This window comes from Pseudomonas sp. WS 5021 (assembly GCF_012985535.1).
Classification (GTDB): domain Bacteria; phylum Pseudomonadota; class Gammaproteobacteria; order Pseudomonadales; family Pseudomonadaceae; genus Aquipseudomonas.
Genome location: NZ_JAAQWP010000007.1, coordinates 113,945 through 126,715, shown reverse-complemented (window position 1 = coordinate 126,715; position 12,771 = coordinate 113,945). Strand labels below are relative to the sequence as shown.

14 protein-coding genes are annotated in these 12,771 nt (G+C 56.9%); 7 read left to right on the top strand and 7 right to left on the bottom strand.

The window, feature by feature from the left end:
* Positions 1 to 25: 25 nt before the first annotated feature.
* From HBO19_RS21580 to HBO19_RS21565, 4 genes are all read right to left on the bottom strand, one after another.
* Positions 26 to 1,708, bottom strand: a complete 1,683-nt coding sequence (locus HBO19_RS21580) for a hypothetical protein (RefSeq protein ID WP_170058285.1) — start codon at positions 1,706 to 1,708, stop codon at positions 26 to 28.
* Complete coding sequence (gene ribA / locus HBO19_RS21575; protein ID WP_169956276.1) at positions 1,705 to 2,325, bottom strand: GTP cyclohydrolase II RibA; 621 nt, start codon at positions 2,323 to 2,325, stop codon at positions 1,705 to 1,707. Before ribA ends, HBO19_RS21580 begins: the two co-directional genes overlap by 4 nt.
* A gap of 180 nt (positions 2,326 to 2,505) precedes the next feature.
* Entirely contained in the window at positions 2,506 to 3,108 is a 603-nt protein-coding gene (locus HBO19_RS21570) for an acyl-homoserine-lactone synthase (protein ID WP_170058284.1), read from the bottom strand.
* A 199-nt stretch (positions 3,109 to 3,307) separates the two neighbouring features.
* Entirely contained in the window at positions 3,308 to 4,027 is a 720-nt protein-coding gene (locus HBO19_RS21565) for a LuxR family transcriptional regulator (RefSeq protein WP_170058283.1), read from the bottom strand.
* Positions 4,028 to 4,353: 326 nt separating this feature from the next.
* Between HBO19_RS21565 and HBO19_RS21560 the strand changes: the two genes are divergently transcribed.
* From HBO19_RS21560 to phnX, 5 genes are all read left to right on the top strand, one after another.
* Positions 4,354 to 4,728 (top strand): VOC family protein, encoded by a 375-nt coding sequence (locus tag HBO19_RS21560; RefSeq protein ID WP_169956271.1) that lies wholly within the window; start codon positions 4,354 to 4,356, stop codon positions 4,726 to 4,728.
* 143 nt (positions 4,729 to 4,871) lie between these two features.
* Entirely contained in the window at positions 4,872 to 5,963 is a 1,092-nt protein-coding gene (gene psrA / locus HBO19_RS21555; protein WP_170058282.1) for an iron-containing alcohol dehydrogenase PsrA, read from the top strand.
* Positions 5,964 to 6,056: 93 nt separating this feature from the next.
* On the top strand, positions 6,057 to 7,352 hold the full coding sequence (locus HBO19_RS21550; RefSeq protein WP_170058281.1) for an MFS transporter: 1,296 nt from the start codon (positions 6,057 to 6,059) through the stop codon (positions 7,350 to 7,352).
* A gap of 22 nt (positions 7,353 to 7,374) precedes the next feature.
* Positions 7,375 to 8,247 carry a LysR substrate-binding domain-containing protein gene (locus HBO19_RS21545; RefSeq protein ID WP_169956265.1) on the top strand — a complete coding sequence of 291 codons (873 nt, stop codon included), beginning with the start codon at positions 7,375 to 7,377 and terminating at the stop codon, positions 8,245 to 8,247.
* An 83-nt stretch (positions 8,248 to 8,330) separates the two neighbouring features.
* The gene (gene phnX / locus HBO19_RS21540; protein ID WP_170058280.1) at positions 8,331 to 9,158 is read left to right on the top strand and encodes a phosphonoacetaldehyde hydrolase; all 828 of its coding nucleotides are present in this window, start codon (positions 8,331 to 8,333) and stop codon (positions 9,156 to 9,158) included.
* Positions 9,159 to 9,221: 63 nt separating this feature from the next.
* Here phnX and HBO19_RS21535 read toward each other — a convergent pair whose 3' ends face one another.
* Complete coding sequence (locus HBO19_RS21535; RefSeq protein ID WP_170058279.1) at positions 9,222 to 9,605, bottom strand: cytochrome c family protein; 384 nt, start codon at positions 9,603 to 9,605, stop codon at positions 9,222 to 9,224.
* Between the two features lie 54 nt (positions 9,606 to 9,659).
* A complete protein-coding gene (locus HBO19_RS21530; RefSeq protein ID WP_169956259.1) occupies positions 9,660 to 10,220 on the bottom strand; it encodes a hypothetical protein in 561 nt (186 codons plus the stop codon).
* A gap of 174 nt (positions 10,221 to 10,394) precedes the next feature.
* On the opposite strand from HBO19_RS21530, the gene HBO19_RS21525 reads away from it, so the two are divergent.
* Positions 10,395 to 11,114: an SDR family oxidoreductase gene (locus HBO19_RS21525; RefSeq protein ID WP_170058278.1), complete on the top strand. Its 720-nt coding sequence runs from the start codon at positions 10,395 to 10,397 to the stop codon at positions 11,112 to 11,114.
* A gap of 17 nt (positions 11,115 to 11,131) precedes the next feature.
* Here the strand turns inward: HBO19_RS21525 and HBO19_RS21520 are convergent, their stop codons facing one another.
* Entirely contained in the window at positions 11,132 to 12,064 is a 933-nt protein-coding gene (locus HBO19_RS21520; RefSeq protein ID WP_170042985.1) for a hypothetical protein, read from the bottom strand.
* A gap of 192 nt (positions 12,065 to 12,256) precedes the next feature.
* Here HBO19_RS21520 and HBO19_RS21515 point away from each other — a divergent pair, with 192 nt between their 5' ends.
* Entirely contained in the window at positions 12,257 to 12,634 is a 378-nt protein-coding gene (locus HBO19_RS21515) for a response regulator (protein ID WP_170042986.1), read from the top strand.
* The last annotated feature ends 137 nt before the right edge of the window (positions 12,635 to 12,771 follow it).

Sequence of the window (12,771 nt, the reverse complement as noted above, 5' to 3'; positions counted from 1 at the left end):
ATAAGTCCACGCTGAAAATTAAAGGTCAGCCAAGCTCGACGGCGTAAATACGCCCGTCATAGGACGACGCCAGGAAACGCTGTTTTTCGTCGTCCCAGGTGAGGGAGGAAATACCTGCCGCACTGACTTTTCGCACATTGCCCAACCACTCCCGGGCCGTGCAGTCGTAAACATCGACGGTGCCTCCATAACTGCCAGTGGCGATAAAGTTGCCGTCGTCGTTCGACGCGATGCACTTGATGGAGTGAGTGTGACGGCTGGGAATCGCCGCCCTCGGCTCACCCCATAACTTCAGGGTCAGATCCCGGGACACCGTGGCAACACCGCTTGCATAGGAACAGAGGTCATTCAATATGCCCTCATGGGCATGCGTGATCTTGTTGACCACTTCATAAGAGCGGATATCGGTTACGCCGATTTCACCATCGGCGCACCCGGTATAAAGGCAGTTGCCATGCAACGAGATGCCCTTGATCGCGTTTTCATGAATCTTGTGGCAGGACACAAACTCCAAGTGCCGATCGTTAACCTTGAAGATGATGATATCGCCGGAATAACTCCCCACCGCCAGGCGCTGCTCGCCATCCAACTCAAAGTTCACCCCGCAGTTGAGAGGGGCGTGATGGGCATAAGCCACACGGTTTTTCAGGACATCAAACACTTGTCCGGTCTGTCCGCCACATACCAGGACCGGTCCGGTCTTCACCACAAAATTGCACAGCGATTGTGGCCCGCCCATATCTTTGCCATCGGCCTTTAACAGACCCGCATCGCCAATACTGTAGATAACGCCTTCTGCCGCATGCACCGAGTTCAAGCTGGCCGAAGGGACAAAGCCCTCAAGGTCCCAATGGTTGCGGGCGATATCCCAAATGGCGAACGTAGAACCAAACGTCGCGAAATAGATTTTGTCGCGTCTTTGAAACTCCGCCGAGCGCGCCCAGATCTCCTTCGGATACTCAGAACGTTTCCACTCCACCAGAGTCTGCCCCTCGATCGACCACAGCACCGCGATCCCGTCATACCCCAGGCTCAGCAGACTATTGTCGAACTTTGACTTCACCAGCTTCTTGACGCTGGAGCGGTGCCCCTTATAGGTATTTACAACCGTATTACCATTGATGACCTGAAGTTCACCGTCATTATTGCCAACGATAAAGACCCCCGCCGAGAGCGTCACCAAGGCGTCCATATCGTGGCCTTCCGTCTCCTTGATCGCCAGGCACTCCCCGGTGGCCGCGTCCCAGGCACGAATGGTCCCATCGGTGCCGCAGGACAAAAGTTGCAGGCTGTCGGCTGTCCAATCGAAGCTCTCTACCAGGCCACTATGCCCTTGCATCTTGCAGATGAAACTTCCATCTTTGTGATGCACCGACAAACTACTGTCGTAAGAGCAACTGGCGATTTTCTCACCATCGGGAGAAAACTTGGCCTGCATGACGTCATCACTGTGGCTGGTCATGACACATTGCAATTTAAACTCAGGCACGCTCCAAAGCCGGGTCGAACCATCACTGCTCGCCGTCACCAACAGGCTGCCGTCAGGGGAAAAATCACAGTAGTTGGCCAAATGGTCATGCCAGCCGCGTTGCAGGGGTTGGCGTGTTTGTGCATTCCACAAAATTATCTGGTTATCGTAGCCTGCCGTTGCAATGTACTGTTGCTCAAACAGTGAGAGACCGCTGATAGGTGCCTGATGCTGAATCATTGAGTACCCCCTGCCTGGGCAGTGAACTGGTGATTGGTTACTTCTATTTTTGCTTTTATATAGCCTTCGTTATGCTTGCCAATATGCATGGCAGTGGACTTGACCTCGATAATTTCGATACCCAGGTTTCTTAGCTGCAACTCTTTTTCCGGGTTATTCGTAAGCAAGATTATTTTCGGGCAACCCAATGCTTGCAGCATCTGTGCAGCATCAAAGTAATCGCGCAAGTCATCGGCAAATCCGAGCATATTGTTGGCTTCATATGTATCCACACCTGAATGCTGCTGCAGTGCATAGGCCTCCAGCTTCTTATACAAACCGATGCCCCGGCCCTCCTGGCGCAGGTAAATCAAATACCCACCTACTTCGTTAATCAGGCGTAGTGACTCTGAAAGTTGGTCGCCACAATCACACTTCATGGAGTGAAAAATATCACCGGTCAAACACTCGGAATGCAATCTGACCAACGGCAACTTCTGACCGTCGGCCATGAACCCGCCCAGGCGAATAGCAATATGCTCAACAGGATCTTTCAAGTCATCGAATGAAATGAAAGTGGCAACCACTTCGCTGTCCAACATGAGTGGTATATCGACTTCCTTAATAATCGTAGCCATTTTATTGTTTCCCTGGACGACAGTTATTCGGCAAGGCGGTTCGCCCTGCAGCTTTTTATAGGAAGAGTACATTTACGAAGACAAACCAATCCGGGCACACCACTTCGAACGACTTGAAGTTTCGTACTCTGGTTAGCGATGCCGACCGATTGCTCTGGCCGCCACCCTGCGGATCGTTAGCTACTGCAACGTAGCGCCACAACAACTTCTGGATACGCCAAACAGCGCGCGTTGAGTCACCGCACCCAGATCTATTTCCAGGGCAATGGCCTTTTCCTGGCCAATGACACGTACCGGCCCAAGCCGGGTGATCACCAGGCCAGCCCTGATCAACATTCGCTCTACCGCTATCGTTGTAACCGTCACATAACCCTGGATATGTTGCTCGACACCATAGGCAACGATGGCCTTTACGGCCTCCAGGGTAAAGTCGGAAAACCCCTTGTTACCGGGATATCGAGGGGTTACGGCAAATCGACTGAGTTCCCATACCTGGGAAGAAACAGGCGCTGGTCGCCCTTCAAGCAACTCGGAGAAAGTATCCCTGAGCATGTAGGGGCCCGTAGTAGGTAATAAACGCCAGCACCCTTTGATCTCACTGTCTCCGCCATCCTTGATCAGCATGTAGAGAGGCTCCAGTGCGTCATAACCATCAATTTCCATATCGGCAATGATTGCAACATCCCAGCCCTTACGCTTTTTAAAAACATCTGCGCGCAGCCTATGCATGGCGCACAGTTGCTCACTATCTATTTCATCCCGCCGACCGATTGTGAAATGCACTGGATTCCCTTCCCTACGAACACTTAAACCTCAATCTATCCGCCTTAACAGAATGGTCATACTAGTAGGGTAACCAGTTGCATTGATTTTGGATCCAATGCATGATGGCCGGTTGCCCCTCCTTCAAAAAACCACAGATAACCCGCTGACCGTGAAGCCAGAGCGGGTGCCTGGATATAGAAAGGAGATTGTGGCAGCGCTAGAGGCTGATCAGCCCGAGCGAAACAGCTTTCACTGCGGCAGCCCGACGGGACGCAACGCCAAACTTGGTGTTGATACTCGCAAAGTGATAATTGATATTGGCTTCCGAACAGCCACAGATCCTGGAAATATCCCAGGAGCTTTTCCCGACGGCGCACCACTTGAGAATCTCTTTCTCACGAGTCGTCAGGGAAATCACCCTTGCTCCAGTCAACTTGCCCGCACCGTCCAAAGCGCTTTGCAGAATGACATCTTTGAGAATGGATAATTTTGGAATCATGGCATTGATATGACGTGTCGTTCCAGCAATGTCTTGAGCGTCTACCGCCAGACTGAAAGTACCGAACTGTCCCTGAGGTCCATGCAGGGGAAAAGTGATCCCCCTGGAAAGTCCATAAGCGTTGGCCTCTTCGCGAAACTCTCGTTGGCGGGGCGTGCAATACAATGACTCATCCCAGACAACGGGCCTGACATTTTTAAACGAATAAACAACCACAGGATCAATAGTTGCATAACGCAATTGGTCATAGCGACTTCGCCAGGCCATCGGATAGTTACTGACAATCATCGCAGCACTCAAATCGGCATCATACTTGGGCAACAACCCGATCAGGACTTTGGTAAACCCATACTTGTCGTTGATTTTTTCGATAGCTGAAAACCACTGATCCTGGGTTTCCAACCCATTCAACCGCACAAGTTCATCAATAAAATCCATTTAATAATCACCTTAGGTATTGTAGTAATTTCCCGACCAGTCACTGGTGGATTCCTAATAATGACGGCTATAAATACGACTTTGAATTATGGCCAACTGCACTGATGAAACAGCACTGCTTCGTGCACTGAAGGATGAAGGCCAGTACCTGGTGGTACCTGTATTTCTACGAAGCACTGCGCATCCATGCACTCTCATAGCTCCTGATGTAACCTGATCATTGCGAACCGACGCTGAGCAAGCTAGCTGAGGTATACGACCTTCGCAAGCACACAGGTCGTCAGCGGTCATCGCTGGACTTTTCAGCGTTTCCTGAGGAATCAACGATGAATATGAACCAAGTGACCTTGCCCGTGACGGATATGCCGGCCGCCGTCGCGTTCTATTTAACGCTGGGTTTCACCCAGATAGTCTCCACCGATCACTACTGCCGATTTTCGTGCCCCGGCAATGGAGCGACATTTTCCTTATCCCTGGTTGAAACCGCAGGGGGTAACAACGCGGTAATCTACTTCGAGCATGAGCCGCTGGATCGCTGGGTGAGTGACCTGATCAGTAAGGGGATAACCTTCGATCAACTACCCACCGATATGCCCTACCTGTGGCGCGAAGCAATCCTTCATGACCCGTCAGGCAACTGCATCAAACTCTATTGGGCAGGTGAAAACCGCTTGAACCCGCCCTGGAAGGTCAACCGCTAAAAAGACCTGGGCACTGCCCCAGTGCAGCTGCGTGTCCCACTATCGGCCCAACCAATCCATCCCCCCAATCTATCGATTTGAGCTCTGCCCCACCCTCCCCGACTATTGGCGCCACTTCCTACAACAAAAACCAGGAACCCGCCATGACCGCCCGATTCCATAACCCGGTAGACACCCGCTTCGGCTGGGGCTGCCTGCAAGACCTGGCCAGTATCACCGCCCAGCAGACTGTCGCCCTTGTCACCTTCCCGGAGGCCCGTGGGCTGGGGTTGGTGGAGCGGATCCAGGCATTGCTGGGCGAGCGTCTGGTGTATGTCGTCGAGGATGTGCAGCCCAATCCCGATGTCGCGCAGTTGCGTGAAACCTACGAGCGCTTCTGGCTGCAAGCCGGGGATTGTGATGTGGTGCTGGCCGTCGGTGGCGGCAGTGCGATTGATACGGCCAAGGCGCTGATTGTCGGCACCGAGTCCGGGCAGTTCGATGAGTTGCTGGCATTGCTGGCGACCGGCCAGCCGTTTGTGCCGGCACACTGCAAGACCCTGATCGCAGCGCCGACCACTGCGGGCACCGGCAGTGAGGTGACGCCCTGGGCGACGATCTGGGATTCGGCCAGCCACAAGAAGTATTCCCTGCACCTGGATTGCACCTGGCCGAAGGTGGCGATTGTCGACCCACAGCTAATGCTGACCGTACCGGCCGGGGTCACGGTATCGACGGGGCTGGACGCCTTGTCCCACGCGCTGGAGGCGATCTGGAACATCAACGCCAATCCGATTTCTGACACCTTCGCGGTATCGGCCATCGAAGACATCCTGGAGTGCCTGCCGCAACTGCGGCGTGACCTCGGCAATCAGGAATTACGCTCACGCATGGCCCTGGCCGCGCTCAAGGCCGGCCTGGCGTTTTCCAACACCAAGACTGCGCTGGCCCACTCCATTTCCTACGAGATGACCCTGCACCACGGCCTGCCCCATGGCATCGCCTGCTCCTTCACCCTGCCGCTGGTCCTGGGTTTGGCGTGGGGGCATGACGCGTCCCGGGATCGCACCCTGCAACGGGTGTTCGGCGATGACCTGGATAAAGCCCAGACCCGGTTGCGCAACTTCCTGCACAGCCTGGAGGTAAAAACCGAGTTTGCCGACTACGGCGTCACGCCCACCGAGGCCGCCGCGATGATCCGCTTCGCCCTGCAAGGCGCGCGCGGCAAGAACTTTATCGGTACCCAAGCCGCCTAGGCGGCAACGCAATTCAGTCTTTCCTCTTGCACCTGTAAAGGGTGCCTCCCCGTCGCTGCGGCCTCGGGGGCGAATAACAATAAGGAAAACATCATGAATCGTGCACACACCCTGCCTGTCCCTGCCGTTCGCTCGGCGTCGTTCCGTGTTGCCCAGTGGCGCATGCTGCTGGCGGCGATGTTTTGTTACCTGTTTTTCTACACCGGGCGCCAGACGTTTGGTTTCGCCATCCCTGGGATACAAGCCGAGTTCGGCCTGACCAAGGAAGTGCTGGGCTGGATCTCGGCCGCCATGCTCTGGTCCTATGCCATCGGCCAGGCGATCAACGGCAACCTGGCCGACAAGTTCGGTGGCCGGCGCATCATGACCCTGGGCGCCGTGCTGTCATGTGGCGCGAACTGGGTCACCAGTTTTGCCAGTGGTTTTGCCGGGTTGATTCTGCCGTGGGGCATCAACGGTTATTTCCAGGCCCTGGGCTGGGCGCCGGGCAGCCGCCTGATCTCCAACTGGTGGAGTGCCAGCGAGCGCGGCCGGGTCTATGGCTTCTATGTATTCGCCGCGGGCTGTGCGTCGGTGCTGTCTTATGTGACCTCCATCGTGGTGCTGGAGGTGCTGCAACTGGAATGGCGCTGGATCTTCCGCCTGCCGGTCCTGCTGATGTTGGCCGGCGGCATCCTGTTTTACCTGGTGGCCCGCGAACGCCCGCAGGACCTGGGCTTCGAACCCCTGGCCGATACCGGCGTGGCCAACGCCGCGGACAAGGGCCATGAAGTGGCCCAGGGCGAAGAGGAAACCTCGGCCCAGCGCTACAAGGCGGTGCTGAAAAACGCACGCCTGATCATTGCCGCCGTGTCCCTGGGTTTCCAGAACGCTGCGCGCTACGGCCTGATCGTGTGGGTGCCGGTGCATTTCCTCGGCGCCAACTGGAAAAGCGGCGACAGCATGGTCGATCCGAAGTGGATCACCGTCGCCCTGCCGGTGGGCATGGCCGTCGGCGCCCTGAGCAATGGCTGGGTGTCGGACAAGCTGTTCGGCTCCAAACGCTACCTGGCGATCATGCTCTATATGTTCCTCGGCGCCGCCACCAGCCTGTGGATGTGGAGCCTGCCGCCCCATAGCGCGATCGGCCTGGTGGCGCTGTTTCTCTGCGGGTTCTTTGTCTACGGCCCGGCGTCCAGCTTCTGGGCGCTGTGCCCGGACCTGGTGGGCGCCAAGCGCGCAGGCACGGCCACGGGTGTGATGAACTTCTCGTCTTATCTGTTTGCTGGCCTGGCGGAACCCCTGATCGGCAGTATGCTCGACAGTACCGGCAATACGTCGCTGATCTTCATCGTCGTCACCTCGGCCTGCCTGTGCAGCGCGGTGGTGGCCCTGTTTATCCGCCGTTGATGCCCCTGGAACAGGATGCGTTATGTACCAGTACCACAAGTGGCTACGTTCCTTTCATGCGGTGGCGAAGACCGGCAGTTTCACCCTCGCCGCCGAGTATCTGAGCGTCGGCCAGCCAACGGTCAGCGAACAGGTGAATGCCCTGGAAAAGCAGTTCTCGGTGGAGTTGTTCCACCGCCGTGGGCGCTTTATCGAGATGAGTTCGGCCGGCCATGCGCTCTACGGGATCACCCAGGGCCTGTTCGGCCAGGAGGATGAAGCCATGCAATTGCTGCACAGCTTCAAGCAGCGCAAGACCGGGATGTTGCGCCTGGGCGCGGTCTCGCCGCCGATCGCCATGAACCTGACGTACGAGTTGATGCAGCGCCATCCGGATATCGAGCTGGAAACCTCGTTTTCCCCAGAGAAGGAGACCCTCGACCGCCTGTTCAATTTTGATATCGACGTGGCAATCCTGGCCCTCTCGGAGTTTGACCAACGCTTCGATACGCAGTTGTACCGGCGCTACCCGATCATCGCCGTGGTGCGCGACGACCATCCCTGGGCAGCGCAGAAAGAGGTGCACGTCGCGCAAATCAGCCAGGAGCGCTGGGTCATGCGTGAACGCAGCTCGCGTACCCGGCAACTGGTGGAAGAAAGCTGCAAGCGCCTGGGGGTGGACCTCAACTGCGTGATGCAGCTCAACAGCCGCGAGGCGATCGTGCACGCCATCGCCAAGGGCATCGGCATTGGCTTTGTGTCGGCGGTGGAATATGCCCAAACACCGGGCACTACACCGATCACCTTTGTCGACCACCCGTTTTCCATCGACTACCACCTGTGTTGCCTGGGCATCCGGCGCAACCGCCCGATGATCGCCGAACTGTTCGAGGCCAGCCCCATACCGGCTACCTGATTGGCTTCACCCTTTTTGCACTCAACCGGCTTACCTCATTTATCGAGGGACGGCCTGCTCATACCCGAAAATGGAGATCCACCATGAACTACCAACCACCTTCCAAGCTGCAAGCCGTGGTCCTGGACTGGGCCGGCACCGTTGTCGACTTCGGCTCCTTTGCCCCCACGCAGATTTTTGTCGAAGCCTTTGCCGAGTTCGGCGTCGCCGTATCCCTGGAGGAAGCGCGCGGGCCGATGGGCATGGGCAAGTGGGATCACATCCGCACCCTGTGCAATCAGCCGCAGATTGCCGAGCGCTATCGTGCGGTGTTCAACCGCCAGCCGACCGACGACGACGTCACCGCCCTGTATGAACGCTTCATGCCGCTGCAGATCGAGAAGATCGCCCTGCACTCGGCGGTGATTCCCGGCGCGCTGGAGGCGATTGAAACCCTGCGAGGCAAGGGCTTGAAGATTGGCTCGTGCTCCGGTTACCCGGCGGTGGTGATGGCCAAGGTGGTCGAGCTGGCGCGGCAAAATGGCTACGTGGCCGACCATGTCGTGGCCACTGACGAAGTGCCCAATGGCCGCCCGCATCCGGCCCAGGCCCTGGCCAACGTGATTGCCCTGGGCATCAGCGATGTGGCGGCGTGCGTCAAAGTCGATGACACCTGGCCGGGGATCCTGGAAGGACGCAGTGCCGGCATGTGGACGGTGGCGCTGACCTGCTCCGGTAACGCCCTGGGCCTGACCTACGCGCAATACCAGGCGCTGCCAGCCGCCGAGCTGGCGCAGGAGCGCGAGCGTATTAGCCAGATGTTTGAAGGGTCGCGGCCGCATTACCTGATCGATACCATCGTCGACCTGCCGGCGGTGATCGACGACATCAATGCGCGGCTGGCGCGTGGGGAAACCCCACAAGGCAGTTGAAATCGACACCTGACCTGTAGGAGCCGGCTTGCTGGCTCCTACAATGGATTTGGCTGAACCCGGCTACTGCCCCTGGAAGGTCTCAAGATACGCCAGCAGATTCTCGATCTTCTCCTGATCGCTGATCCCCCAGAAAATCATGCGCGTGCCACTCACCACTTTCTTCGGGTTCTCGATATAGGCCGCGAGCTTTTCCCGGGTCCATACCACGCCCGAATTTTTCATCGCGTCGGAATACTGATAGTCCGCCGTGGTGCCCGCCAGCCGCCCGATCACCCCATTGAGCTGTGGCCCGAAGCCGCCACGGGCATTCAGCCCGACACTGTGGCAACCGCCACAAGTCTTGGTGAACAGCCTGGCGCCTGCCTCGGCGTCGCCTGCTGCCGCCGCCCAAGTGTTGAAAAGCATGGCAGTGAACAACAGGGTCAGTAAGGCAGCGGGTTTCATCAGGGGCTCCAGGTCGGGGCTTCAGGCAGTAAAGGGGGCAATTATGCCTGCGGTTTACTTGTTCTCGTCCACGTTGTTGAAGCGCGCCCGGTTGATCTGCCAAGGCAGGGCGGGCTGTACGCGTTCTCTCTTGTGTTTGCCACGGCTGAAAAAGTGCGTTTGCAGCTCCAGGAAATGCCGGTCGCGCCCAACCTGTTCAAAGGTCACGATGAAGAAAATCAGCGGTTTGCTGGCCTCGGCCCAGAGCCTGGAAGCCTTCTCGATCGCTGCGGGCAAATGGTCGATGGTGCTGTAGGAAATGAAGGTGGAAAACGCCGCAGGTTCCGATTGCTCAAACAGCTTGGTGATTTCCTTCACTTTTTTGTTATGTGGCTCATCCCACTCCCATTCGACATGGGACAGGACGCTTTTGTCGGGAAATCGCAAGACGGCATCCGTGCGCCGACTCTGTTCGAAATAGGCCCGCGCGCCGAGCAACTTCGCGCACTCGCGCACCACCAGCCCCACATGAATCGTCCAACCGGAACGGTTGGTGACAGCATCGACGTCCACCGGAAAATCCTGATACCACAAGCAATTAAACAGGGTGATGAAGTCGCGTTCGATCCGTTTCATTTTCTTCCTTGGCATCAGCCGAATAAGTAGCAAAGAGCCATCATTCTAAATCAGCCGAAGAAAAATCGCGCCCTGCCCCGGCAAAACATTTGGATACAGCCATTCAATTGCCATCACTCTCGCCCTCTGTTTGCATGCGCACTTTCCATCAGCACGTCAGTTCAGGAGAGATCGATGAGAACCATGGTGGTCGGTGCTAGCAAGGGTTTGGGCAGGGCTTTTATGGAGGGTCTGGGCGGCGTGGGGGATACCTTGATCGGTGTCTCGCGCAGCCGTCCAACCGACCTGCTATCCAGCACCGGCGCCGAAGTGTCATGGGTAGAAGCCGATCTTGGCCAACCGGCGCCGGCCGCGCAGTTCATCGAGCAGGCAGTGGCACAGGACGGCCTGGACACGCTGATCTATAACCTGGGTATCTGGGAAGAACAGGCATTCGATGCGGCCTACAGCTTCCTCAAGGATGAAGACACGCAGTTGGAAGCCATCGTCAGTTGCAACATCACCGCCCCCCTGCTGTTGATCAAGCGCCTGCTACCCGTGCTGTTAAAAAGCTCCAACCCACGCATCATCTTTACCGGCTCGACCTCAGGCCTGCCCCAGAGTGGGCGCCCGGAGGTGACGTTCGGTGCGTCGAAGTTCGCCTTGCGCGGCATGGCCGATGCCTTGCGCGAAGGTTATCGGCACCAGCGCCTGGGCGTGACCTGCCTGAACCTGGGTTACCTGAATACCGAGGATCCATTGAGCACCTCCCGGCTTGAGGCCGAGCAGCGCGGCGACGGGCAATTGATCCCGGTACACGACGTGGTGCAGGTGGTGCGCATGGCGTTGAGCCTGTCATCGGCCAGTTTCGTCAAGGAACTGACCTTGCCGGCCCTGATGGATGAGCGCTTCTGACTGAATGAGCCGAATCTTCAGACGGCCAAATAAATAGCCATCAGACACAACGGCACCAACACCAGCCCCAACAGCATCATGAACACCACACTCATGGCGTTGGTCCGGGGCGTGCCGACGTGACTGACAAAGCCCATGCACAACCGTCGCAGCAGGTCGGCGCCCCTGGCGAACTGGTAGGCCACGGTGATGGTCAGCAGCGAGAGTGTTCCGGTGACTGCACAGTAAAACAGGATCGGCTCGGGCATGAAGTAACTGGAGATAAAGCCTTCGGACGTGGCATAGATAAACGTCACGGGCTGAAACAGCGCTATCGCATACAGCACATTGCGCAACGGGTCGAAGGCTATGGTCGGCCGCACTTCGTCAGCGGGCAGCAAGGCGTACAGCTCGTTCGCGTCCGACCAGCGAAACCAGTAGACCGCCACGCTGAACAGCACGTAGGCCAAGGCAATCGTCGCCGAAAAACACCACAGGAACCGCCACGAGCCAAACCCGCGGCGCATACCCACGTTGATGCTCCACTTGGTCAACTGGATGGTCACGCAGTCGATCACAATCGCCACCAGCAGGCCCTTGCCATAGAAGTCTTTGATGGCTTGCAGCACGTTCGGCGGCGGCGGCACATTGAACACGTGCTCGGGATTTTTAAACAGGTAGAGATCCAGCAGCCACACCACAAAAAACACCAGCGACACCAGCAAGGTGTACAGCGGGATGCTGATCAGTTGGCGCCGGGCCAGGAACGTACTCCCGAACACCCGCTGGAAGAGGTTGGCCCACAACTGGGCGATCCCGATAAACCGGTCGCGACCAAGGCTCATGCCACTCAAGGTCTTGAGTATTTGCAGGCGACTTTTCTTGGTGCCGAACGCAACGGCGACCAACACCCCGGTACACCCGAACAAAACGGTGGAAACGACGATCAACGCCCCGATCATTTCTTTCACACTGGCATCCCTTGCTGTGAATTTTCGCGCTGCACATCCTGGCTTATCCCACGCGTAATCCGCAAGCAACGGCGGTTTACCGCTCCCTCTAATACGATCAAATGACCACCCATCGAATAAAAAACATCCAATCGAACCTATCCGCTGACAGCCCACTCCACCTTACTCAACCCGGATGGTGGAGTAGTGATCATGGCTCAGCCATCGATATTGGTATTGGAAGACGACGAGATCATTCGCTCGTTGATGGTGGATGTGCTGGAGGAGTTCGGCGCGGTGGTGACGTCTTTTTCTTCAGCCGATGAAGGGATGATTTTCCTCGAGCGCACCAGTGACCCGGTGGACCTGATTGTCAGCGATATCCAGATGCCCGGCCTGCTCAATGGCTATGACCTGAGCAAGGTGGTGGCCCATCGCTGGCCGTCCTTGCCCGTCGTGCTGACGTCGGGCAATACGGTGATGGCGGCGCAGTTGGGCAATACGGTGAAGTTCCTGCCCAAGCCATGGAGCACCGAAAGGCTGCTGCACTGCGTGCAAACCGCCTTGGAACAGGGCCCTTCCCTGCACTAATGGCATCGCGACACCTACACAATCGAACTTCGCGCTAAGCCGTGAGGTCTTTCTTTGGGTAAGTTTTGATATTTCTGACGCCAATGTCAGATTTATCAATACATCCCATCAGATAAAGACTATAGGTTGTATAGAAT